Raw genomic sequence first — 26,825 nt, forward strand, 5'->3', positions numbered from 1 at the left:
TTTTTTATTGTAATCTAATAGGTAACATCTAGATTTGTTATTTTACATAAATTGGTTCTGTTAGGTTGATGGCTATGGGGTACTTCCAAGAAATGGATGACGTCAGGAATTCATTTCTTGGTTGCTTATAATTAAGTCAAGCTCCCCAATGATAAATGCCAGCAACTGATAATTTGGTTCTACTTTTAGATTTATGCTATCCTCTATAAATAATAAATTCAACTTCTGTAATTTCTTTACTGACCTTATTGTTTTCTTTAAATTTTCATCCATCATTAACACCTCCACTTATATATATGTAGTTGCTAATGAGTTTCCCAAAAATTATCAGAACTTTTTTTATAAAATTTCATAATCAAAAAAATGATATCTATGAAGAATTACATTTAAAATAAAAAAAAGGCCATACCTCGCAGCCCTAAACTGCCAAACATGGTCTTAATATTATCTCTACTCATACAACCAAATCCCTCCTCATCCATTACCTGCAGAAGCTGTCTAAGGATATAACGTAAGTAAACCTGCCAAGCTTATTTAAGCCTAACAGGCACTTTTCTTATATTTCTTCGCGCTGTCTCATTGGCATGGAGGGGTTCTGGGTATTTTTTTATAACCAGCATTTTACAAGTCACAGTTACCCTAGTGAGTAAATTTAATTGAAATTAAGGGTGTCTACTTTTTCGGGGTCATTCCATACTTTATTGTTTCTTTTAATACTACTTTATATATTCTCCAAATACCCCTCCAAAGCCTCTTCCCAACTCCTAGTTATATCCCCAGTAGTTAACTCCAACATATAGTTTCTAAGCACAGAAAACTCAGGTCTTTTAGCTGGTCTTGGAAATTCATCTGTTGTACATGGAATAACTTCTGTATCTATACCTTTTAGTCTAAAGATTTCTTTAGTTAAATCATACCAAGTGCATTGTCCTTTGCAAGTACAATGGAATAGGCCATAGTTTTTATTTTCTACCAAGCTGATTATAACTCTAGCTAAGTCTACTGTACTTGTTGGGCTTCCTTTTTGGTCATTTACTACTTTTAATAATTTATTGGTTTCACTTAGTTTAATCATAGTTTTTACAAAGTTATTTCCATCACCATAAAGCCATGCTGTTCTAACTATGTAGTGCTTAGAATTAAGGTTCATTACAACTTTTTCGCCTTCTAATTTAGTTTTGCCATATACAGTTTGAGGACTTACTTCATCGAATTCTATTAGTTCTTTATCCACTTCTCCATCAAAAACATAATCAGTGGATACTTGAACTATTTCAGCTCCTATAGCATTTGCAGCTGAAGCTAAATTTTTAGGGCCTATTGCGTTGATTTTATATGCCATGTCCACATCTGTTTCACATTTATCAACAGCTGTATGGGCAGCACAGTTTATGATTACTTCTGGTTTATGCTCATTTACAAATTCATATACAGTTTTCACATCTGTTATATCTAAATCAGCTACATCCGTAAGTATTAATTCTATATTATTTTTTTCTTTGTATTGTTTTGTTAGTTCTCTACCTAATTGACCATTAGCTCCTGTTATTAAAACTTTCATATTTTACACCTCTTATTCGAATTTTATAAAAAAACTCTTAGAGTTTACCCCAAGAGTTTAAATTTTATTTATTTTCGTACATTTTATTATAGTATTTTTGATAATCTCCTGAAGTTACGTTTTTCATCCAAGCTTCATTATCTAAATACCATTGTATAGTTTTAACTATTCCAACTTCAAAGGTTGTTTCTGGATACCAGCCAAGCTCTTCTTTTATCTTAGTTGGGTCTATTCCATATCTTAAATCATGGCCTTTTCTGTCTTCTACATATTTGATTAGATTTTCTGTAACTTCTTTATCTACATTTTCATTTATATAATCAATAACAGTTTTTACTATAGTAATATTTGTTCTTTCATTGTGTCCACCTACATTGTAAACTTCACCGAGTCTTCCACCATTTATAACCATATCTATAGCTTTGCAATGATCTTCAACGAATAACCAATCTCTTACATTCATTCCATTACCATAAACGGGTAAATCTTTATGACTTAAGCAATTGTTTATTAAAAGTGGTATTAACTTTTCTGGGAATTGATATGGACCGTAGTTATTAGAACATCTTGTAATATTAACAGGCATTTTATATGTATCTGCATACGCTTTAACCATTAAATCTGAACCAGTCTTACTTGCTGAATATGGACTATGTGGATCTAATGGTGTAGTTTCCATAAAGAAACCTGTTTCACCTAAACTTCCATAAACTTCATCTGTAGAAACATGAAGGAACTTAACTCCTTCTTTAAAACCATCTGCTGTCTCCCAATCATTTTTTGCACAATTAAGTAAGTTAACTGTACCAAGTACATTAGTTTGAGCAAAAATTTCTGGCATCTTTATACTTCTATCCACGTGGGACTCAGCAGCAAAATGTGCAACATAATCAATATCATACTTTTCAAATAAACTAGAAACTAATTCCTTATCACATATATCACCTTGAACAAATATATGTCTTTCATCAATTTCTATAGCTTTTAGATTTTCTAAGTTTCCTGCATAAGTTAATTTATCTAAATTTATTATTTTAATCTCTTCATATTTCTTAAGCATATAAAGTACAAAATTTGAACCAATAAATCCAGCTCCACCGGTAACTAAATAAGTTTTCATAACCATTCTCCTCGCTATTTAAGGTATATATACAAAAAGTACTTCAAGTTCTGATAGTTTCTTCTGAGCCTTATCCTTTTCAGATAAAAGAATCTCATCTATTCCTTCTAGTGGCCACTGTACACCTATTTCAGAATCATTCCATAGCACTCCTGCATCATATTCTGGTGCATAAAAATCAGTACACTTATAGTTAAATACAGCCTCTTCTGAAACAACTAAGAAACCATGAGCAAAACCTTCTGGAACATAAAACTGTCTTTTATTTTCAGCAGAAAGTAAAACCCCTTCCCATTGACCAAAGGTAGGTGAGCCTTTTCTAAGGTCCACTGCTACATCAAATACTTCACCTTGAGTAGCCCTAACCAATTTCCCTTGAGTATGCTTTGTTTGAAAGTGTAAACCTCTTAAAACACCTTTTCTTGACTTTGATTCATTATCTTGAACAAATTCCATTGTAAGTCCAGCTTCAAAGAAATCTCTCTTACTATAAGTTTCCATAAAATATCCTCTATTATCACCAAAAACTTTTGGCTCAATTATATATAAATCTGGAATCTTAGTTTCTATAAAATTAAAGTTTCCCATATGTACCTCCATTAATTACTCCATTGCAGCTGCTGCTTCTAAATTAGCGTTATTATACTCATCAGCAATCTGAGTTAAATATTTACCATATTCTATTTTCATTAAAGGTTCAGCTAGTTTTAAAAGTTGCGCTCTATTAATAAAGCCTTTTCTGTAAGCAATTTCTTCTAAACAAGCAACATAAAGCCCTTGTCTAGTTTGTATTGCTTCTACAAAGTTTGAAGCTTCCAATAGGCCTCTATGAGTTCCAGTATCTAGCCACGCCATACCTCTACCAAATAACTCAACTTTAAGATTGCCTCTTCTTAAATATTCATTATTTACTGCTGTTATTTCTATTTCTCCTCTTGCAGAAGGCTTAACATTTTTTGCTATTTCAACTACAGTATTATCATAAAAATATAAACCAGGAACTGCATAATTTGATTTTGGTTTTTGTGGCTTTTCTTCTATAGATACTACATTATGTTGTTCATCAAATTCTACTACCCCAAAGGATGTTGGGTCACTTACATGATATCCAAATATAGTAGCTCCATCTTTTCTTGAAACTGCTCTTTCAAGTCTTTCAGTGAAACCATAACCATGGAATATATTATCACCTAAAACTAAAGCAACACTATCATCACCAATAAATTTTTCTCCAACTATAAATGCATCCGCGAGTCCTCTTGGTTCTTCTTGAATTGCATAAGATAATTCAAGACCTAATTCGCTTCCGTCTTGAAATAAATCTTTGAAGAACTTTATATCCCTTGGTGTAGAAATAATTAAAATTTCTTTTATCCCTGCAAGCATTAGAACTGACATTGGGTAATAGACCATTGGTTTATCATAAATAGGTAGTATTTGTTTTGATACTGATTTTGTTATCGGATATAGACGGGTTCCAGATCCACCTGCTAATATTATACCTTTCATTTAATCACTCCTCTTATCACTTAAATTGGATTTACTCTAATCTTAAATTCACTCAACAACAATACTAACAAACGAATACCTGTCAATCATCTTTTATACATAATTTAATTCAAAAATAAACATAATATATACTAAAAATTTTTTTATATTTAAAAACAAGATCACAATCTTATTTAAATAAGTATAAACTTTTTATATTAGATATCTTAAATAGTATTATATATACCGATAATTCTTGATACCTAATAACAAATTGTAGTTATAAATTAAATAATCCTATATTTAAATATTAACTTCTTCACTCTTCTACGTAAATATTTCGGAAAAAGTTTAGATGTTAAAATAACGATTCTAATCTTAACTGGCGGCTTAGAATATTTTTTCAAAACTTTTTCAACTGGCCTCCGCTTAAAATCAACCCAAAATTTATCATTTCTATTTTTTTTACTATTAGGTTTTGAAAGAGTAGGATTTTGCTTTATTGCCTCATCAATATCAACTTTTATTAAATTCATTCTACTATTAATTTCTTCAAATAATTCATACCATTTTGGATTATTAAACATAATTAATGATATCCCTCTATCCTCTTCCATATCTGGTAAAGTCTTTGCTCCTCCCCACCAATCTGCAATAGTTATGTCTGACACTCTAGGAAGTTTAGCATAATTACAAGAATAGCAACATTCTCTAAATCCTAGTCTTTGCCCATAACATGCTTTATACATATTAGAATATTTATCAGATAAAATTGTTTGATCATCAAATTCTATTTTAGTATTCATTACAATCCAACTATTATCTCTTTTTATTTTGTTCCTCATATCACAGTTTAGAATCTTTTTATTCTCTCTGTTTTCTAAAAATTGTATGTTCTTACCAAAGAAAAGTGGACTTGCTATACCTGTACAAATTAAATCTATGCATAGCAAATTTTCATAATCAAATTTTAAAAATGATTTTAATCCAGCAATCTGGCAAGGTGTCCCAGTATACATAACCATTTCACCCTGTTCAAGAAACTCTTTAACCTGTCGAAATGTATTTTTAGTATCACTTTGTACATATTTTGATTTTCTAAAAATAGTAATATCTGATATATTATCTACAAATCTATGCTCAACTATTAAATTATCATCATATGCAGCTCCAAATATTTTATAATTATTATTATTATTATGAAAAGCTTCTACAATAGCGGTAAAAGCTCCTCCTGAAGAACTATTCATCAATACATCTTCAATGCGATGTACCCCTGCATAACATAACGGAACAATATCATTATTATTTTCTTTTTTAGTGGCTATCGGACATGTTTTTATACATAGTTTACAATCTGTACATCGATTAATATCTATTTTAGGATATTTAAATCCAGTTTCATTAGCAACTAATTCAATACATTCTTTTGGGCAAACTTGAGCACATGCACCACAGCCACAACACTCTTTATGATTTACTACCTCAATCATTTATCTTCTCTCCCTCATATAATAAACCGAATATATACATATAATTTCTTTAAACCCATTTCATTATTATCTTCCTTATATTTGAAATTATCTCTTTAAAAGAATTACTATAAATACTAGCACCCCAAAATAATATCAATATTAAAAATATTATTAAGCCAAAAATATCCTCAAATACTCTTGTACTTACAAAAAATAGTATTAGGAATCCTATTAAATAAATATAATCAAATTTAGACAATTTTAAGCTATTAAAATGTCGTGATGAATACCAAAACCAAATATAATAGCAAATTGTTGTTGCAATCGAAATTGATATGTAATTTTTATAAATTAAAACACCTATAACATTCAAAATAATTGAGATAATGATCATAATAATAAGAGTTATCAAATATTTTTTAATCTGACGGGTTGCCTTATATAGATTAATATACAAACAATTAATAACCGTCAATACTGGAAAAATGGCAAAGAATATTGATATTACCTTTAACGATTCAATATATTGCGGTATAAATGACTTTACAATAATCGAACATGCAAAGTATGCACATCCTGATAGTGAACCAAATAAAATCAAAACTTCTTTAATTTTGGAAAACTCATTATTACAATATGCTTTATCAGCTACCATTTTAGGATATAACGGCTTAGCTATTGCCGAAATAAAAACATTCATTATAGATTGCATAGATAAAGCAAAAGAATACATTGCAAATTCATATGAATTAAAAAGTGCTTTTATAAAAAACCTATCTATTGAATAAAAAAGCAAACTTACAGCTCCACCCAACATTAAAAAAAAACCAGTTTTTAATGTATTTAAGTTTTCATCAGAACATATTTTCTTTGTCTTAATTCCTTTTGTATCTTTGATAAAGACGAATATCATATAAATAGAACATAACATGTTAACTATAATATATGGAAAAATTGCAAATCTAGCATCTGATTTTACAGCCATAAGACTTAATACTATCATAAGTAGACAAATACTTATTGAAGTAATAGAATTAATTACCGAGAATTTTTTAAACTGGTTCCATGCTTGATATAAAGATTTATATGTAATTACTACATTCATCGGTATTATACACATAGACACATAAAACATTATCTCATTTTTTAAAAATACAGATATCACTCCAAATACTATTGCAAAAAATAGTTGAGTTATAATCAAAAAATATATCTCACTTTTATATTGTGCGTTATCTTTTTTTAAGTAATCTTTCCCACCATATTTCACAAATAATCCTGATGGAAAACCTAAATGCATAATTCCTATATATGATGCATACAGCAAGAATGTTTGATAAATTGCATACTCTTCAATCGTTAATAATTTAGGGAATACTAGTCCATTTATTAAACCCACTATAACTACTATAAAATTTGAAAATAATACTCTAAAGACATTCTTTATCAACTTATACCCCTCAATTTTTAAACTTATTTTCTAGAAGTAATGTTATATACTCCTCATATTTTTCTAATTTTTCAGCTGCAATTTGGGCTGATATTTTTGCATTTTTGCCTAACTCTTCAATTTTATTGACGTAACAATCTAATCTATCAATAATTTCTTGTGTACTCAACTTTGTTGCATCTAGAATATCAGAATAGCCTAATGGTTCAAATACTCCTCTGAATTTTCTGCTATATGCAATTGGAACAGTTGGTACTCCAGAAGATATCGCCGCAATAGTAGCATGCATACGTGAACCGATAAAGAAATCCAAGCCAGATATGAAATTTTTTGCTTCTATGGGATTATTAAAAATAGGAGCTAACTTTAGTTTATCATTTGCTATACATATTTTCTCACAAACATTAAAATCATTATCAAATGAATCTTCATTTTTACCTATAACATGCGAAACAAGATATACTTCATATCCTTTCTGTAAAAGATTTTCAATTATCCTATCACACATTTCTTTATAAGAAAATTCAGCTGTGTTTTGTAAATCATAACCATTACTATACAAAAGACCAGATATATTAAAACCTACAGTTTTAGCTTTTATTTTCTCCTTTTGAATTCTTTTTTTATAAGGAAGTTTAAAAGCCATATCACTAGAAATGGTTAATTTTTTATTCAGTCGTTTTGGAATATCTTTTTTAGATAACTCATCCCGTATAAAAATGTGTTTTACAAATGATAAATACGTATTAGCAATTATCCTACTAACTTTATGTTTATATGGACCTATAGTTTGTGGAGATAAAATAACCGTCCTAGCAGATAGCAATGAATAAAACTTAATAATAAATATTCCAATAAAGTTTTTCATTCCATATATATCTGAAAAACTATCTCCACCAGTTGCATCAATAATAATATCACACTCTCTAAATTTTTTAATCATATTAAATGTAAATGATGTTTTTTCCAATACTACATTTACGTCTGTAGCATTAGAATATAAATCATTTATTTCTGATTCAAAACAAACAACTTTTAATTCTACCCCTAACTTTTCTGTAATATTTTTCAATATTTCACATTGAGAGAGTGCTAGTGCGCCTACCCCTAAATTATTACAACAAAAAGAATGAAATAATAATCCAACTGTAATCTTTTGTTTCATTTATTACGCCTCCTATTCAGTTTATATTTTAATTAACTCATTAACTAAATGTTCCGTGCATGTATTGTAAAATAAAAAAATATTATCCTTTACAAATGGATATTCTAAATCTTTATAGTTGAAAAGTAATAATTTTTTAATTATTTCATCTGAAAATCGATATTTAATAACTCTATTGGTTGTATATATGGCATAGGGTGGAACATCTTTACATACAATACTACCTGCTGCTATTACTGCTCCTTGACCAATCGTCACACCAGACAATATAACACAATTATATCCAATCCACACATCATCACCAATAGTAATCGGCCCCTTTGTTGTTCGATCATCTTCAGCATCAAAATCTCTAATATGCATTTTAAATGGATAATTTGATATATATTGTGGATGATGCTCACCACCTAACATAAATGTTACATTATCTGCTATAGAACAAAAACATCCAATTGTCAGTTTTTCATTTAAATTTTCGTAATCCACAATATTTAAGAGGCCATAAGTTTCTTTACCAATATGAACCTTTTCCAAAGTAAACAATGAGTTAGCACGAGTATAGTTGTGACTATTTAACTTTCTCCACTTTGAATTTAGAATCGTTAACTTTATATGACGAACTACAGGTCTCAGTAAAAATCTAAACATTTTTTTTCACCTCCATTAAATACATAAGTGTGCTTTTAAAATATTTTGACCAACCTTTCCTTAGTTCATTTGTATATACAGATTTAATAAGATATTTAAACGTAAAATACAACCACATTAGATATAGTGTGATAACTCTTATATGATAATATTTTTTCCAATAGTACATACTGCTTTTAAGAAATTCAGCGCAGATAAATAAATTCATTTTACCTATAGTTGTTCCATGATTGTGTATTACTTCAGCTTTTGGTAAATAAAAAATATCATATTTTAATTTATTAGCTTGAAAACTAAAAATGCTTTCTTCATTATATAAAAAAGTCCCCTCATCAAAAGCTCCCATTTTAATAAACTTCGTAGCATTAATCATTAAGCAGCAGCCAGAAACAGAATATACCTTTTGTGTTATTTGACTTGTATATTCTTCATGAATCTTTTTATACTTTTCTAAAGATACAATACCAGAAATACCCATAAATTCTAATAAAGATTTATTCTCATAGGTAATAGATACCTGTATATCTCCTTCAGGTGTTAAAATTCTTGGTCCAACAATAACAGTATTACTATTATTCTGAATAAAATTATACAGTTCTTCTATACAATTTTCTTTAAAAATAACATCATTATTCGTAACTAAGATATATTTACATTTATCTTTTATTGCAGCTCTAATCCCAATATTATTTCCTTTTGCAAAACCTCCATTATCTAAGTTTTTTATTACCTTAATGTTATTACACTCAGAATAATTCTGCATTAAATAATCAAAAGAATCATTTAAAGAATTATTATCTACAATATATATATTATATTCTATATTGAGTGTTTTTCTAATTGATAAAACACATTCTAATGTTATTTCCCACGTATTATAATTCAATATAACTATCCCAATCATTTACTACCTCACATCTGGATATTGTGGAAATTCATCATTTTCGATTAGAGCTTCTCTTACAGACTCTAACATTTTATATCCATACCTTTCATCAGGTTCAAGGTATCCTGATTCTCCCCATTCGTTCCATGCAAACATAAACAAATAGTCTTTATTATATATCTCTCGAGTCCTTTTAATTTGCAACGATAAATATTTCTTGAATTTTTCTGGAGTTACATCTGTACATAGTTGACCTCTATTTTTTCTTCTTGGGGTATTATCCCAATCAACAAATGCTCCTGGAATCCACTTATTATCTCTTGGATTAGTTTTTAATATAATATTCCAAATATCATCATAACTATAATGCATGGTAGTAAGCTTATTTTGCATAAATGGAAAAATATCAGCTATTCTGTTTAAAACTCTCTTCACTGAAAACGAAAAACTATTATTAATATACTTAAGCACTGCTTGATTCATTTGAAATTCAATTCCATAATCATATAATTCTCCACCAGGCTCTTTGTTGTGATCAAATTCATTCTGCTGATGAAGAAAAGCAATCCCAGGCAATCCATTTTCTCTAGCTAGTTGCTGCCATAGTTTCATCATATCGGGAAATTCTTTTACTCCTTGTGGATTGTATAATACCATCATCGGTTTACCATCAATTTTTATATATCTGTCATCTTTAAAGAAATCTAACAAATAAAAAAAGTGTTTTCTCCAGTCCTTTTCATCCCCATAAGTTTGTTTCTTTAAAATGACATTTTCCTTATTTGCCCAATTTCTTCTCCATGTATGATTTGCCCAACTAAAACAAAATGGAATATCTACAGATTTATTTTTTAACATTATTTCAGCAGGTTTATGTAGCAGCATTTCACCTTCAAACCAATAATGATAATAACAAAAACCATAAACTCCATGCTTCTTTGCTATTTTTGCTTGCCATTCTAATGCACCTACATCAGTCAAATTATAATATTCATTATTTAACGGTATACGTGGTTGGTATTGACCTTTAAATGTTGGTTTTGCCTCTCTTACATTAGTCCATTCTGTAAATCCCTCTCCCCACCATTCATTGTTTTCAGGTATTTCATGAAATTGTGGAAGATAAAAAGCAATTATTTTCATGTATATTTCTCCTTTTTTATTAGTATATATCAAGTAATTAGTTATAACTCCGATACTTCTTAATATAAAGTGCAACCCCTAATGGATATGTTAAAATTGTTAATATAGGATATATAGAATTCAAAATAAAATTCTTCTCACCAGATGAGATACACATTGCTGTATATCTTATTGTGTCGGCAACTTTATCTATCATTCTTATATCAATTAATAACCTTTGTTTTATATATGCTAAATATCCGTATGGATTTTCAGCTAATAGTTTGGATATATTGTTTGTATATCCATCATTTAAATATTCACAGTAATATAATACTTCTCTTAATATAAATAACTTACCTTGTTGGTCAATTAAATCATATAAATATGCTTCCGGTACAAATTTTTCTCCTTCGAATTGAGGAAATTTAAACATTGATATAATATCAGTTCTAAATATGAGCATAGTATCTCCTCTTAATCCATATAATGAATATCCATCTTTTAATGTTGTTGATTTAATACTTGTGTTTTTAAATATTGTCAATGATTTACCATTAGGAAGTCCTTTATATGCTAATATACCAGCTAACTTATCATTGTTTTTACTGTTCCAAGACTTTAATATATCCTCCACAGCTCTACTGGATAAAAAATCATCTGAATCTACACAAGTAAATAACTCTGTTTTCGTTAATTCAACACCTTTATTATGCGCCATAGACTTCCCTTGATTTTCTTGTTTATGATACTCTATTTGTATCTTATTTTCACTAATCCATTCCTTTATTAAATTATATGTATTATCTGTAGAACCATCATCTACAATTAACCATATAAAATCCTGACACGTTTGATTTTTCAAAGAATTATATAATCGTGGAAGAATATATGCCCTACTATAGGTAGGTGTAAATATTGTGATTTGTTTCATTAGTTACTCCTTTCAATTCATATAGAACTAATCTAAAATTTCATAATTAATTTATATCATGATACATAATGACACAATATCAGAAAAGTCAAAGTATATCGTTCCGTCCCTGCTTATTATTTTCTAAAAATACTTACTTCTTTTAAAATATAGGTTTCATAGGGCATTAAAGCTCCACCATCAAATAAGATAATAAATCTAAAAAAACCATATGCACAAACAATTATCGTTCCAATTTGTACTATATCCCGATACTTGCCATTATTAATTAAGCACAAATATCCTAATATAATTCCATAAGTCAAAGTAAAATAATCCTTAATTCTTGTCAATATTTCATAACCCCGAAATAATGTAAAAACTGGCAATAATATAATAAATAATTTCAGTATGAATTCTGAATGTTCATTCACTTCAATAATCTTATCAAAGTAAATGACTAGTAAAAACATAATCAGAAAATATTCTAATGTATGAAATATGCCTATTGACGAAAAAGCAACTCCATTAATAAGGTTATTTGCTTTATCTATAGCAACAGGATTTTTAAAGAACCCAATAACAAAATCAAATAATCTCATTACAGGTAAATTGAAAAAACTAGCCAATATAGTCGGAATAAAAATAACATTAAGTAAAATCAACTTATTCTTCGAGATCTTGAACCTACTTATAAAATAAATTGGAAATAGTATTAAAGCTCCATTATGAAAAGAAATCGCAATTAAACTAAGAGTAAAATATTTAAAAGGTTTTTTCTTTTCTATGTAAGTCATAGCCAAGAAAAAGATCCCTACAGTAATTGATTGACGCATACTTATAAAAGTATTATAAAAAAACAATTTATACAAAAATACTATAATTAATATATTGAAATTATAAGTATACTTTTTTAACCCTAAATATAAACATGTATAGAAAACAATTGAATTCACTAGAGTGAACCCGAAAAAATTAAATCCTAATGTTTTTACAATGCTGTTCAAAAAAAGATATCCTGGTTCAAATCCTAAAGTAATATAATACTCATGAAGATGAAAATAATTCATCAAAAACTCTTTTATTGTAGGTAACCCATCAAATACAATTTTATATACATGATAATCTGTTCCACCTAAATAATAACGCGTGCCTGATACTATACATAGCATAATCAATGTACTAATTTCAAAAAAATTTCTTTGATTTTGTCTTATTTTGTTATTAATAACAAGTGCAAAAATGCAGTAAACATACAAAAACATATAAAACCACAACTACCTACACCTCACATTTATCTAAATTTTTGCTAATAATATTATTCTATATATTTAGGTTAACTTCCCTATAAAATGTACTTTCACTGCCTATCATTATAAGCAAGTGCAAACGCTAATTTTAGTATTCTACTCATAATATATTTTACATAGATTTTCTATGTAACTTTTTATGTTATTAAGCATTTCTGCTTTTTTTATCCCCATTTTTGATTTTTGAGTTCGATAATCTCTATTCTCAAGAAGTTTAATTACTTCACTAATATACAGATGATCATCATTTGTTAGAACTCCACAATTCTGATCAACTATTCCAGGCAACCCACCAACAGGTGTTGCAACTACTGGTATACCTAGTGACAACGCCTCAACAGCAACCAAACCAAACCCTTCCCAATTTGATGTCATGCAAAGAATTTTAGAATTAGCTAATATTCCATACGGATTACTTAAAAAACCTAAAATATCAACAGTATATGATAAATCCAAGTTACTTATTTTATTGATACAATCCTCTTTCAAATTCCCATCACCAATCATTGCAACTCGTATCCTTGGATACTCAACAGATATTTTTTTAATTAACTCAATAAATCTCAAAGGATTTTTTTGGGTTGCTAATCTTCCTAGAAAAACCACATCATATTTAGCATTAACATTCTTAGCTTGCTTTGCTTTTTCTAAAATCGTTTGAATATTTATCGGATTAGAAATTACCACTGACTTTTTTACAATATTTTTACCGAAAACATACTCTTTAAAAATTGAGTCCGATACTCCTAATATTTTTTTATATCTTAATGCTGACAATAAATATACAAAAGAATATGGATGATAAGTTTTTATCCAAGGAGAATTATTATGCAAATGTGAGATAATTGATACCTTTACACCTGACAATGCTGAGATAATACTTGCTGTGTAATCATGAGCATGAATGACATCTGGTTTAAACAATCTGCAAATACGACGAATTTCAAATATGGACATACTATTTAAAGAGAAGAATTGTATATTATTCTTATCTAATTCTTCTCTTATCGACCCATCATATGAAGCATAAGCACATTCATAATCACTATTCATATTATTAATAATCGTTATAGCTACATTTTCTGCTCCCGAAAATGAAGAAGTATTCAAAATATGTAATATTTTAGTTTTCATAGATTCACCTTACTTTTTAAAATAATATATATATTTAATTCTCTTATTTTATCTTTTAAAATTTATAATAGTCTTCTTAACAACTTTCTTTTTATCAAATACATTCTCAATATGTTCTCTAGAGTTTCTGCCCATATTCATCTTTTCTACATAAGATAGATCAATAAATTTCTTTATCTTTAAAAACAAATCTTCACTATCTTTTACATTCACAAGGTAACCATTCTTTTTATCAATCACCGCTTCCTTGCATCCATGAATATCGCTAGTAATCAACGGTCGTCCCATCGCTCCACATTCAAGTAAAGTATTTGCCATTCCTTCATGATAAGACGGCAATACAAAGCAGTGTGATTTCTCAATAAAAGGTTTTACGTCTTGTTGATAACCATGGTATATGATAATTTCTTGTTTTTCTAATTCTTTAATGTCTTCTTTGTAGTCATCCTCAAAAGGTCCAACAATATGGAAAAAGACACTCTTGTTTTCTTTTCTGATACGTTTTGCTACTTCAAATAGCTCATCTACACCCTTTTCTTTCATTACCCTACCAACAAACAAAAACCTTATTTGCCCATTATCCTGGGGATACTCACAAAACTTATATTCCTCTAAATTAACTCCTGCACCATTTAATTTGCATGTATTTCTTTCTTTTACTATTTTATTCTCAATAAAGATTTGTTGGTTTTCTTCATTCTCAAAAAATACTACCTTAGCTTTTCTGCAAGATACCTTATACAACAATACAATTAATTTCTTAAGAAATCCATCACTTTGGAATGCAGTTCCCAAACCAGTAATATTCATGGCATATGGCACTTTTTTAATTCTACACACAATTCCACCATAAACATTAGGCTTAACTGTATAGGTAATAACCATATCCGGTTTGACTTTCTTCAATATCTTTAAATAACGAGCTAAAAGCTTAAAATCAGTTAATGGATTAATTCCTCTTCTATCAATGGGTGTATCAATAAATTCACATCCCATGTCTATTAAAGGTTTTATCAACTCTCCATATGGCAATGATATATAAGCTTCATTCTCCTGGTTTAAAAGCTCTTGTATCAACTCTTTTCTAAATTTATATAAACCAAGATCGTAATTAGCTAAAATTAAAATCTTTGACATCCTCTATACTCTCCTCGCCGGAACCCCAACATATGTCCCAACCTCATTTATATCCTTAACCACCACACCACCTGCCCCAACTATGCAACCACCTGTAATGTTCACATTATTACTAACCACACTACCAATCCCTAACCATGTTCCTTTACCAACTATCACCGTTCCAGCCAAATGTGCCCCAGGAGAAATATGAACATAATTCTCAATAACATTGTCATGATCAACAGTAGCTCCAGTATTAATAATGCAGCCTTGCCCTATACAAGTACAGCAATTTACAACTACTCCTGCCATAACAACTGTTCCTTCTCCTAACTCAACCTGTTCTCCAATAACTGCATTTGGATGAATTAATGTTGGAACACTTGCGCCTTCAGCTATAAGCTGACTTTGTATTTTTTCTCTAGTACTGTTACTGCCTATTGCAACAAAAATATCATATTCATCAATATATCTAGAACCATCTCTTGATTTACCAATAACTTCAATTCCCATTGATTCTTTTATATCTTCATCATCATCCAAGAAAGCAATTTCTTGCCATTTATTCATTTTCAGAGCTATATCCGCAATTACTCTGCCATGACCACTAGCTCCAATTATAAGAAGTTTGTTTTTCATATTTCTATATCACCCCTAAACGGCTCCATAGTAGCTTCACCTTCCTGGCTAATCCCTTCCCTAACAAAAACCTTCTTTATAGTAAGAAAAATAATCTTCCAATCACCAATAAAGCTAACATTCTCTACATACTCAACATCTAAATCAAACTTATCTTCCCAACTAATAGCATTTCTACCGCTAATCTGTGCTAATCCTGACAAACCAGGTCTTACATCATGTCTTCTCTTTTGGTGCTCATTATAAAGTTCAAGATACTGTACAAGTAAAGGTCTCGGCCCAACAATACTCATATCACCTTTAAGAATATTGAAGAGCTCCGGAAGTTCATCCAAGCTTGTAGCTCTTAACATTTTCCCAAACTTAGTAAGCCTAACTGAGTCTGGAAACAACTCACCCTTCTCATCTCTCTCATCCGTCATCGTTCTAAACTTATACATAGTAAAAATCTTTTCCTTAAGTCCAGGTCTTTTCTGTTTAAACATCACCGGACTACCAATCTTAAATCTAACTAATATACCTACAACAACAAAAACAGGTGATAAAACTATAATTGCAATTAAAGATAATATAAAATCCATTACCCTCTTTATATAATTCCTATAAATTCCACCTCTATCAGGCTTAATCTCTATATTCGTTTTAATCTCAGTCTGCATCTATGCTCACCACCTACTTTGTACTAGCAACTTCCTTATAGGCTTCTTGTTCCCATAGCCCCTTAATTATCTCTACTATCCTTACCAAATCCTTATCACTCATCTTAGTATCACTTGGTAAACACACACCATTTTCAAATATCTTCTCTGACACATCTCCACCAACAAAATCATACTCAGCAAAGAATGGCTGCATATGCATCGGCTTCCAGATAGGTCTTGATTCAATATTTTCTTTCTCAAGTGCTTCCATAATATCTAAAGGTCTAACCTTCCCATTTAAAGTAATACATGATAACCAATAATTAGGTTCATCCCATTCATTAACTGGCATCATTTCAATACCATCAAGTCCACCTAATTCTCTTTTATAAAACTCAAATATGTACTTTTTCTTATCTACTCTTTGGTCTAATACTTTTAATTGTCCTCTCCCAATCCCAGCAACTATATTGCTCATTCGGTAGTTGAACCCTAACTCTGAATGCTGATAATGCCTTGCTTTGTCTCTGGCTTGAGTAGCCCAAAATCTAGCTTTATTAATCTTTTCTTCATCATTAGATACAAGCATTCCACCACCAGAAGTAGTGATAATCTTATTTCCATTAAAACTAAATATTCCAAAATCACCAAAAGTACCAGTATGTTTGCCTTTATAATATGTACCTAAAGACTCAGCCGCGTCTTCTATAAGAGGTACATTATGCTTTTTACATATTTCAACTATCTTATCCATATCCGCAGATAACCCATAAAGATGAGCAATCAATACCGCTTTTACTTCTGAATACTTCTCAAAGGCCTTTTCTAATGCATCTGGACTCATATTCCATGTTTCGTAATCACTATCTATGAATACTGGCTTTGCATTTTGATATATAATTGGATTAGCAGTAGCTGAGAATGTAAGGGTTGGGCAAAACACTATATCTCCCTGCTCTACTCCTGCAGCCTTAAGTGCTAAATGAATAGCAGCCGTTCCTGCAGATAATGCAGCTGCATGCCCTACACCTACTTTAGCCGCCAACTCTTTCTCAAACCCATTTACATTAGGCCCTAACGGCGCAATCCAATTTGTATCAAAAGCTTGTTTTACATATTCCATTTCATACCCTTCATCACTCATGTGTGGTGAAGCAAGCCAAATTTTCTCTGCCATTTATATGACTTCCTTTCCTTTTAAAATTTATCTATATATGTATAAATACCTTTTGTAAGTACCTTAATTCCTTAATTTATGTGTTGCTTGTACCTGTTATAACTGTGATTGCTGATTAAGAAACATTATTTAAATCCTAAAGCCCTTGCTATTACTAGCTTCATGAGGTCTTCATCCTTTCCCCATACTCACCTCGCCGTGATGCTAGAAAGATAAAAAAACACAATATGTAGTAGTTTATGTATTTACAATTTCTATATATTGTATTTTTTTATCTTTGAACATGAGTATATGGAAAGGATAATAAGAAAAATAAACCTAAAAAAAAGAGCCAACCACGGCTAAGTGATAAGCTCTGAAATCTGCTTTAATATTTAATTTTCGAACGAGTTTCTTCCTATTAAATAGTCATTTATTTTTATCCACTTTAAAACAGCTGTTAAGCAAAGTTTTCTATAGTTATGCATTAAGAAGTTTTTCATTTTTATAAATAATAGAATCCTATTTAATAGGATAATGCTAAGTGATATAATTCGATATTAAAGTATTAGTTAAAAGCTGTAGATTCTATTTAATCTTAATTTTTGCTTTTATTTAATTAATTTTTTTCTAAAATTTAACATAATCATTTTTGGATTTATTGCATATAATAATATTGTAATTAAAATGCTATAGTATCTCTAAATAAAAAAAATTATACCGAGTTTGACATTCTGTCAAAAATACTATATAATTTTATTACAGATAGAGAGTTATCTCAAATATTTGTCGCTACTCGATATGCGACTAACAAGAGGTCGAGTTCAAATACTTGTCGCTACTCGATATGCGACTAACAAGAGATCGAGTTCAAATGTTTTTAAAACTCTATCCTTTTAATAGGATGGAGTTTTTATTTTGTAAGGAGATATATATGGATATAGGAAATTTTTATTTTTTAAAAGATGATTATTTTATTGATTTCCCTGATGATAAACTGATGAAAAATAAAGAATCAGTAAAAGGTGTAACTCATGACCGTCCTTGTTTTTATGCTTTTTATGATGATTCTACTTCTTTATATTGGATGATTCCTTTTTCCTCTAAAGTTGATAAATTCAAAAGTATATATCAGAAAAAAATTCGTAAATATGGTAAATGTGATACTATTGCTTTTGGTGAAGTCTTAGGCCATGAAAAAGCATTTTTGATTCAAAATATGTGTCCAAGCATACCTTACTACATAAAGAATGAATATATTGATTCTCTAGCTAATACTCCTGTAAAGATAGATGGTGTTTTTGAGAAAGACCTCGTAACAAAAGCTAAAAAAGTATTAGCTCTACATAAAAAAGGCATCAAGCTAATTTTCCCTGATGTATCACAAATCCAAGAAGACCTCATAAAAAAGCTTGAGGATAAATAAAATATTTCATCTTAGCCACTATATAAATATAGTGGTTTTTATATTCACCTTTTATTCTAATATTAAGAAACCCACTAAGTGGATGGATAATTTCTATCTGTCTACTCAGTGGGTTTTTTAATGGCTTTTATTTAGTTGAATATATTTTTATAACAATCACAAGTTAATTTTTATTATTCATTACAGCATAATATCTTTGATTTTTGCTACTACTCTTATCCTTTAATTTTTTCTCAAGCAATCCCTTTTCAATTAAAGGGTTAAAATATCGAACTCTAAAACGCGATTCCGACATGGTATTCATAGCTATCATAAAACTGTAGATTTCCATAAATTTTCTAGGTGTTTCGCAAAATTCAATGAGTTTATCCACATCTTCTGTATTTAAAATATCTTCAAATTTCTTTTCTTGATTCCTTACTGTTTCGTCTTTTTTCATTTTAACGAAATAATCATATGTCATACTAATGGTCCATGAAATCCCTATATCTAATTCGTACTCAATTTTTCCACCATGAAATATCTTTCCTTTAAGGATATACCTCTCACTAATTTTTTCTAAAAAGTCTAATACTCTGTCGTCTTTTTTCTTCTCAAACTTCTTATACCTTGTTTCACTAAGAATTTCAACGTCTTTTTGCAAATGCTTCCACGCAGATTGATATCGAATGATTTTTTCCTTTCTATTTTCATATTCTCTTAACTGATTTTTTAATTTAACAATCTGATCCATCAATTCATTAATAAGAGTAGTATCCTGGCCTTTTATATTAAGCTCTGTATCTACTGCTTTATATAATCTTTCATTCAATGTATTTAATTCTTGTTGCATACACAATTCATGTTTAACTTCTTTATCACTCAATCTAAGCCTAGTTAGACTCCTTTGAAATGTGTTTTTACATTCTGGATTTTGCTTAATATCTAGAAGAGTTTTCATCAGATGCCATTCCAAATATTGTTGCCTTACAGTAATGAGATTACACCTTTCAATCTTATAATGATTTTGCTTTGAAAGGCACTTCCATAAATGCGAATACTTTGCTCCTTCCCCATATCTTCTTTCAGCAACTCTTCTATGTCCTATCTTAGAACCACATTCTCCACAAATATACATATTTTCAAAGGTTTCATTTTTCTTTTCAGTATCTAAATGCTCATCATTATGTTTGAGGGTAGCATAGTTTTTTTGATTATCTAATATATCCTGAACCTGATCCCATATATTTAGTTCAATAATTGCAGGATGGTGATTTTTAATATAGTATTGTGGCATATCACCCTTATTTTTAATAATATGACCGGTTAAACAATTTTTAACATATGTCTTCTGGTATAAATATGAACCCTTATAGATGACATTCTTCAACATTGAATCCACTGATTTATAAACCCAGTAATCTTTCCCTGTTGGACTTTTAATACCATCTTTGCCTAAATCTTTTGCAATTGCAACTCTTGGTTTTCCACATAACACTTCTTGATAAATTCGTCTAATAACTTTTGCTTCTTCTTCATTTATCCGCCATATACCATCTGCTTCTTTTATATACCCATAGTTATGATGAATAGGTACTATTCCACGTTCAGCGAGGCGCCTTTTACCCCATGCCACTGCTTCACTCGTTGATTTTATTTCTTCTTCTGCAATACTAGAATACAGTGAAATTAACAGATCACTATCCGACTTTTCTGTATTTATATTTTCTTTCTCGAAGTAAATATATGTAGGATTTGGAAGGCTATTCAGTTCCTGTACAACTTCCAACATATCAACTACATTTCTACTAAATCGTGACATTGATTTAGTAAGAATCAAATCTACTTTTCCACTCCTGCAATCGTCTAATAATCTTTGAAGCTCTTTCCTATTATCCATCTGTTTGCCAGATAGCCCTTCATCCGCATAAATTCCTACGTAATCATAATCTGGATTTTTAAAAATCAGATAAGTATAATACGCTATTTGTGTCTTTAGACTAGTTTGCTGTTCTTCATATTCCGTCGAAACCCTACAGTAAGCAGCTACCCGAATTTTTGTTTTTTCTTTGCCTTCAACTGTAGGCATCTTAAAACTTTTATAATACTTTAACCCTTTATGGATATTTTTCATTGTAACAGCTGCCTGTCCGGGCTCAATAGGTATAACCTCTAATTTAGGGTTAACTTTCAAAATTCTTTCCTCCTTTCCCACTTTCATATAAGATTTATCTACACCTGAATGATTATTTCCAGCTTCGTCCCTTTGGTTTTCTCCTTTGTTTTTATCTCCCTCAATTAAAAAAGGTTTCATTTCAAAGGCTACTTCTTCAATTGGATAGAGTTCAATTTTTTCAGTTATCAACTTTTCTTTACCATACTTAGTACAATTACCAATAGCTGTTATTTTATCATCAAACCAATGCACAAGATAATCTTCTTCAGAATAAATCGTAATCTCTGATATCAAAGCTCTCATATGTTCAATTTCTACCTTTTCAACAAACTCTTTATTCATCTTTATATGACCTAAAAACTCTAATGCCAAATTACGATATTTTCTATCATCCTCTATTTTTATAATTTTTTCTTCAAATTCGCTATATTCTAATAACAAGTTCTTAAGATTCGTTTCATTTTCTGTACTTTGAGTATTTATTTTTCTGGCAAGTTCTATATCCGTCAGGTACTTCAGCCTGTGGAACTCAAAGTAATCATTTTCATTTATTTCTCGAACAGTCTTTTGAATAACATATATGAAATCATCGGAGTAGATATCATATCTGATATCATATGCAATTAACATCATTTCTTTTAGCTTGCTTTCTGAAATTGATTTAAAATCACATAATTTAAGCATTCCAGCTTTACAATTCCACCTATACTCATAAGCGTATTTTCTTGTATTTAGCCTTGCACCACATCTTCCACAATACGCTCTACCAGATAACGCCCTAACTTCTTTTTTCTTAAAGGGCTTTTTATGTCTTCTTTTCGATTCTAAGAGCTGTTGAACTTTTTTATATTCTTCTTTACTTACAATTGCAGGATGGCAATCTTCAATCAGATACTGGTCACGTTGATATTTGCTTTCATGATTAATTACAATGTCTCTCATTCTAATTCTTGTCAGCTTACAGCCACAATAAGTGATATTAGTTAAAACATTTTTAACTTCAACATTAGTCCATATATCTTTTCCAGAAGAGGTTTTTATACCTCTTGCTATTAACTGTCTTGCAATCTCAACCTGTTTTACCCCGTTTAAATACATTTTATAAATAGCTCTAATAACTTTTGCTTCAACTTCATTAATAACTAAACCATCCTTACCGTTTACTTTAACTAGATTGTATCCAAAGATTTGCCCATACTTTGGCTCTCCTCTCATAAATTTTTTTTGATATGCCCATTTGCCTGCATTAGAAATAGCTATACTTTCTTCTTGTGCAAGTGCTGCGTAAACCTTTATAGCAAGCGAAGAGTTTTCTTGTGAAGTATCTATGCGCTCTTTTTCAAAATAAATCGTTACATCAAGTTCTTTTAATTTTTGAATTAACTCCAAAGTTTCCTTAACGTTTCTTGAAAATCGAGAAACACTCTTTGTCAGAATGAGATCAATATTTCCCTCTTCTGCATGTCTTATCAATCGTTTCAATCCACGTCGTTTATGATATGACATCCCTGACACTTGATTGTCCAAATATATGCCTGTAAACTTCCAGTTTGGATTTTTCTTTATCATCAAAGTAAAATAATGAACTTGATTCTCTAATGAATGACTATCCTCTTTAACACCAGGACTAACTCTTGCATATGCTGCCACACGTATCCCATCTTTGCAAGATAAAATAGGACTCTTAAAGTTTTCTTCTAACGGTGCCCAAAGGGTCTGTACCCATAAACGTTTATCGTTATTATCCAAATAAAAAACTCCCTTCTTTCGAGTATTTACTATAGGCTCTACCCATAGTTATGTTATCTATCACTCGAATTCTGAAATAATGCAAGCACTATTTTCAATTTGAAAAGAGTTTTTATTTTTATTTAGATACTTATACCAATACTAGCAAACATATTAGTTATTTATTATTTAAAATATCCTTATGAGCGTACACTTTTCTTTTTATCCCACAGTTGAACTTAAAAAGTATCTCATGATTTTCATAAACTATCCCACTTTCTATAACCTTCAAATAAATATCAGGTCTGAATTTATCTTCTGTTTCATCTAAAGTTTCTAAATATTTTAAAATCTCTTTAAGTTTATTCTCATAATAAAGACTTTCTTGTTTATTCTTTTTAATCCGCTCATACTCCATCTCGAGAATTTCTTGCTCGTAGATTAGACTTCTAAGCGTTACATCATAGACGGGATCGTTGGATACAGATTCCATAGATACTAATTCAGTAACTCTTGCTGAAATCACATCAATTTTTTTCTCTAGCTCTTCTAGCTTTCTTTTCTCTTCCTCTGAAATCTGATAAGATGCAATAAACATTTTCGATTCCTCTTTTACTTTCTCGGGATACTTTTTCAATTGGAACAAGGCATTCATGAATGATTTTTCTATTGCTTCTTCCCATAAATATTTTGCATTACAATCTTTAAATTCAGGATCCCTTTGAGAAGCAACTCTGCAATGATAGACAGTATAATGATACTTCTTCCCTTTTCTTGTTGACGACAGTCTTCTTCTAATAAGTGGTCGGCCACAATTTCCACAAAAAAGTGTATTAGATAATGGTGATTTACCACTGTATGTCATTCGGTACTTTCCATCTGGGTCTCTAAGCATCTTGTTTCTTCTTTTTAATTCCTCTTGAACTGCATGCCAATCATCTTCAGAAATAATTGCAGGATGTGTATTTCTCACATAATACTGTGGAAAAGACCCGTCGTTACGCTTCCTAATATGTGTCAAGTAGCTCGTTGTATAGCTTTTAGATGTAAGACAGTGTCCCATCATTTTTTCATTTGTTAGAATCCGATATACACTATTTGAAGTCCATGTTTTATTACCTCTTGCTGTTAACACGCCATCTCTCATTAACTCTTTCGCAATGGTGGGTGTCCCCTTACCATTTAAAAACTCTCGAAAAATACGTCTTACAATTTCTGCCTGTTCTTCGTCAATTTGAATCTTTCCATTTTCATCTGTCTTGTATCCTAAAAAATAAACCGTAGGCATATGCACCTCACCTCGTGAAAACTTCTTTTGAATACTCCATTTAACGTTTTGTGAAATTGACTGGGCCTCTTCTTGCGCAATAGATGCTAGTAAAACAAGTACAAGCTCGCTCTTTGAATCAAGCGTATCGATGTTTTCTTTCTCGAAGAACACCCCAACCGGATTTGGTAATTCCTTTAATTCCCGTAATGTCTGCAAACAATCTAAAACATTTCTACTGAATCTACTAATTGACTTTGTAATGATATAATCGAATTTACCCTCTTTTGCATGTTTAATCATCTCAACAAATCCGGCTCGATGTTCAACGGTAGTTCCACTTATACCTTCATCTGCGTATACTTTCACAAATTCCCACGCCGGGTTATTTTCAATAAGTTCTTTATAATACGAAACTTGAAGTTCATAACTTGATTGTTGCTCTTCTTCTAAAGTTGAAACCCTTGCATATGCAGCAACTCTTTTCTTCTGCCCATCTGGGTTTTCTTCATTCCTACTAGTTCTCGTTTTAGCTGGAATAACCCTTACCCTTGGGTTCATAACTGATATATTATTTGTATTCATTAAATTCCTCCTCTTGACTATATCTAAATCTTTCTTCTGTTCCATCAATCCAAATGATAGTAAATATAAAAGGTGACTCGACTTCAATACGAATCACCCATGCTCTAATTAATTCAATATTTAATATATCTTTAAATACGTATACATCTTTTCCTAATGATTTCAGCTTCTTTAAAGATGATCTCCTATAAGCTTCATCTTTATCAAAAGACTCCCAAATCGGCGTTTCTTTATTAATTTTATTCTCTATTGCAATCCTTCTTTCCTTAATGCTATCAAGTGGTAATTCATTAAGAATGGCATTATTTTCTGTTATTAATATTTTTTCGAGTTCTACTCTTAACAACGCCTGAGCACTTTCTCGAGCAGAATTTGCATTTTCTAATTCACGTTTTAACCGATTCACAATTGTAGTATTATCGGATTTAAATTGTATATTGTAACGCTTTATAAATGCATATTTTAGTAACCTATCAATCAACTCCTCTTTTAAAGGTTCTGCGTTACAAAGTCTTCGACTTTTTGTTCGATTACTGCAACGCCATATAATGGTATCATCTTTTTTCTTGAATCTATGGAAATTTCCACCACAGGTGGAACAAACCAATCTGCTTGTAAGTGGGTATTCTATCCTTTTCCCTCGATTTTTTGTTGTCTTATTCTTTGTTAACAGTTTCTGCACTTTTTTAAAGATTTCTTTATCAATAACTGCCTGATGATGATTCTCAATATAGTATTGTGGTCTCTCTCCATTATTTATCTTTATCTTATGAGACAAATGATTTACAGTATACGTTTTTCTACTAAGTGCATCCCCACAATACCATTCATTAGTAAGAAGTGCTTTAACTGCAACCCCTGACCAATCACTTCTTCCATTCTTTTTCTGATAGCTATTTCTAATTAAATAATTCGCGATTTCTGAGAGTTTTTTTCCTTCAAGAAATTGTTTAAATACTAGTTTTACAGTTGCAGCTTCTCTATCTACAATTTCCCATTCTTTATTCTTATTCATTTTGTAACCAAGTAATCGCCTATATGCAACCTCTCCCATTTCAAATCGCCTTTGATAAGCCCAGTTTATATTCTCAGAAATATTTCTACTTTCTTCCTCAGCTAGTGCAGCAAGAACATTTATTAGAAAAGTTCCAGAGCTCGTTCCCGTTCCAATGTTTTCTTTTTCAAATAGAACTCTAACCCCAACCTTATCTAATTCTTTAATAACACTTAAAGTATCTGCTACGTTTCTTGCAAAACGGGATAGTGATTTACAAATAATCAGATCAATTTCACCATTGATAGCGCTTCGAATCATCTTATTAAAACCTATACGGTGTTCTATTCTAGTTCCGCTTTTCCCTAAATCCGAAAAAACCCCTGCATATCGCCATTCAGGATTAGAACGAATAAGATTAGTGTAATGAATAATTTGATTTTCTAATGAACCTTGCTGCATTTCTTCTTCTGTGCTTACTCGACAATAAGAAGCTACCCTTAGTTTTTTTACCTTTTCTTCAGTATTTAATGCAAGTTTTGTTGCAACACTCATAAGCTGAATTGGTGCATCACTTTGGGTAAGTTCTCTAAAATCATAAACATTCCTATAGCTCAACTTTAATTTGCTCCTTTCATTTTTATTCTCTTTTCTGTATCATGGTTAGCAATAATCCAATCCTAAATATAAAAAAATTTTCCCAAAACGCCCTGTTCTAAAGCCTTTAGAGCATTTCAGGTTATTACATATATCACTCTAAAGAACATAAATAGCAAGAGGATTATTGGATAAAAGGGATAAAAAAAGAGCCAATGCTTAAGTTCACATCAGCCCTATTTCCGA

General features: G+C 30.3%; 22 protein-coding genes. 1 reads left to right on the forward strand and 21 read right to left on the reverse strand.

Going from position 1 to position 26,825, the window contains the following annotated elements; genetic code table 11:
- Positions 1-102: 102 nt before the first annotated feature.
- The 18 genes from ACVHXK_RS08925 to ACVHXK_RS09010 form a co-directional block, all read right to left on the reverse strand.
- Positions 103-276: a hypothetical protein gene (locus ACVHXK_RS08925; protein WP_461206038.1), complete on the reverse strand. Its 174-nt coding sequence runs from the start codon at positions 274-276 to the stop codon at positions 103-105.
- A 445-nt stretch (positions 277-721) separates the two neighbouring features.
- Positions 722-1,561: a dTDP-4-dehydrorhamnose reductase gene (gene rfbD, locus ACVHXK_RS08930; protein ID WP_461206039.1), complete on the reverse strand. Its 840-nt coding sequence runs from the start codon at positions 1,559-1,561 to the stop codon at positions 722-724.
- A gap of 64 nt (positions 1,562-1,625) precedes the next feature.
- A complete protein-coding gene (rfbB, locus tag ACVHXK_RS08935) occupies positions 1,626-2,681 on the reverse strand; it encodes a dTDP-glucose 4,6-dehydratase (RefSeq protein WP_461206040.1) in 1,056 nt (351 codons plus the stop codon).
- 18 nt (positions 2,682-2,699) lie between these two features.
- Positions 2,700-3,269, reverse strand: coding sequence for a dTDP-4-dehydrorhamnose 3,5-epimerase (gene rfbC, locus ACVHXK_RS08940; RefSeq protein WP_461206041.1), 570 nt, complete (start codon positions 3,267-3,269; stop codon positions 2,700-2,702).
- Between the two features lie 15 nt (positions 3,270-3,284).
- On the reverse strand, positions 3,285-4,190 hold the full coding sequence (gene rfbA / locus ACVHXK_RS08945; RefSeq protein ID WP_461206042.1) for a glucose-1-phosphate thymidylyltransferase RfbA: 906 nt from the start codon (positions 4,188-4,190) through the stop codon (positions 3,285-3,287).
- A gap of 266 nt (positions 4,191-4,456) precedes the next feature.
- The gene (locus tag ACVHXK_RS08950; RefSeq protein ID WP_461206043.1) at positions 4,457-5,662 is read right to left on the reverse strand and encodes a Coenzyme F420 hydrogenase/dehydrogenase, beta subunit C-terminal domain; all 1,206 of its coding nucleotides are present in this window, start codon (positions 5,660-5,662) and stop codon (positions 4,457-4,459) included.
- Between the two features lie 49 nt (positions 5,663-5,711).
- Positions 5,712-7,094 carry an oligosaccharide flippase family protein gene (locus ACVHXK_RS08955; protein WP_461206044.1) on the reverse strand — a complete coding sequence of 461 codons (1,383 nt, stop codon included), beginning with the start codon at positions 7,092-7,094 and terminating at the stop codon, positions 5,712-5,714.
- Positions 7,095-7,104: 10 nt separating this feature from the next.
- Entirely contained in the window at positions 7,105-8,259 is a 1,155-nt protein-coding gene (locus ACVHXK_RS08960) for a polysaccharide pyruvyl transferase family protein (protein WP_461206045.1), read from the reverse strand.
- A gap of 21 nt (positions 8,260-8,280) precedes the next feature.
- Positions 8,281-8,907 (reverse strand): CatB-related O-acetyltransferase, encoded by a 627-nt coding sequence (locus ACVHXK_RS08965; protein WP_461206046.1) that lies wholly within the window; start codon positions 8,905-8,907, stop codon positions 8,281-8,283.
- A complete protein-coding gene (locus ACVHXK_RS08970; RefSeq protein ID WP_461206047.1) occupies positions 8,900-9,811 on the reverse strand; it encodes a glycosyltransferase family 2 protein in 912 nt (303 codons plus the stop codon). The genes ACVHXK_RS08965 and ACVHXK_RS08970 overlap by 8 nt, the downstream gene beginning before the upstream one ends.
- Positions 9,812-9,814: 3 nt before the next feature.
- Entirely contained in the window at positions 9,815-10,936 is a 1,122-nt protein-coding gene (locus tag ACVHXK_RS08975) for a glycosyltransferase WbsX family protein (protein WP_461206048.1), read from the reverse strand.
- 37 nt (positions 10,937-10,973) lie between these two features.
- On the reverse strand, positions 10,974-11,849 hold the full coding sequence (locus tag ACVHXK_RS08980; RefSeq protein WP_461206049.1) for a glycosyltransferase family 2 protein: 876 nt from the start codon (positions 11,847-11,849) through the stop codon (positions 10,974-10,976).
- 116 nt (positions 11,850-11,965) lie between these two features.
- Entirely contained in the window at positions 11,966-13,093 is a 1,128-nt protein-coding gene (locus tag ACVHXK_RS08985) for an EpsG family protein (RefSeq protein ID WP_461206050.1), read from the reverse strand.
- A gap of 141 nt (positions 13,094-13,234) precedes the next feature.
- Positions 13,235-14,272 (reverse strand): glycosyltransferase, encoded by a 1,038-nt coding sequence (locus ACVHXK_RS08990; protein WP_461206051.1) that lies wholly within the window; start codon positions 14,270-14,272, stop codon positions 13,235-13,237.
- 48 nt (positions 14,273-14,320) lie between these two features.
- Positions 14,321-15,409, reverse strand: coding sequence for a glycosyltransferase family 4 protein (locus ACVHXK_RS08995; RefSeq protein WP_461206052.1), 1,089 nt, complete (start codon positions 15,407-15,409; stop codon positions 14,321-14,323).
- A 3-nt stretch (positions 15,410-15,412) separates the two neighbouring features.
- Complete coding sequence (locus tag ACVHXK_RS09000; protein ID WP_461206053.1) at positions 15,413-16,030, reverse strand: acetyltransferase; 618 nt, start codon at positions 16,028-16,030, stop codon at positions 15,413-15,415.
- The gene (locus ACVHXK_RS09005; protein WP_461206054.1) at positions 16,027-16,689 is read right to left on the reverse strand and encodes a sugar transferase; all 663 of its coding nucleotides are present in this window, start codon (positions 16,687-16,689) and stop codon (positions 16,027-16,029) included. Before ACVHXK_RS09005 ends, ACVHXK_RS09000 begins: the two co-directional genes overlap by 4 nt.
- A 13-nt stretch (positions 16,690-16,702) precedes the next feature.
- Positions 16,703-17,848: a DegT/DnrJ/EryC1/StrS family aminotransferase gene (locus tag ACVHXK_RS09010; RefSeq protein WP_461206055.1), complete on the reverse strand. Its 1,146-nt coding sequence runs from the start codon at positions 17,846-17,848 to the stop codon at positions 16,703-16,705.
- A 913-nt stretch (positions 17,849-18,761) separates the two neighbouring features.
- Here ACVHXK_RS09010 and cptIN point away from each other — a divergent pair.
- Complete coding sequence (cptIN, locus tag ACVHXK_RS09015; RefSeq protein WP_461206056.1) at positions 18,762-19,253, forward strand: type III toxin-antitoxin system CptIN family toxin; 492 nt, start codon at positions 18,762-18,764, stop codon at positions 19,251-19,253.
- A gap of 163 nt (positions 19,254-19,416) precedes the next feature.
- Here the strand turns inward: cptIN and ACVHXK_RS09020 are convergent, their stop codons facing one another.
- The 3 genes from ACVHXK_RS09020 to ACVHXK_RS09030 form a co-directional block, all read right to left on the reverse strand.
- Positions 19,417-23,157 (reverse strand): recombinase family protein, encoded by a 3,741-nt coding sequence (locus ACVHXK_RS09020; protein WP_461206057.1) that lies wholly within the window; start codon positions 23,155-23,157, stop codon positions 19,417-19,419.
- A gap of 157 nt (positions 23,158-23,314) precedes the next feature.
- On the reverse strand, positions 23,315-24,988 hold the full coding sequence (locus ACVHXK_RS09025) for a recombinase family protein (protein ID WP_461206058.1): 1,674 nt from the start codon (positions 24,986-24,988) through the stop codon (positions 23,315-23,317).
- Positions 24,975-26,600 (reverse strand): recombinase family protein, encoded by a 1,626-nt coding sequence (locus tag ACVHXK_RS09030; protein ID WP_461206059.1) that lies wholly within the window; start codon positions 26,598-26,600, stop codon positions 24,975-24,977. Before ACVHXK_RS09030 ends, ACVHXK_RS09025 begins: the two co-directional genes overlap by 14 nt.
- Positions 26,601-26,825: the final 225 nt, after the last annotated feature.

The sequence above is a fragment of the Clostridium sp. DL1XJH146 genome (genome assembly GCF_054819755.1).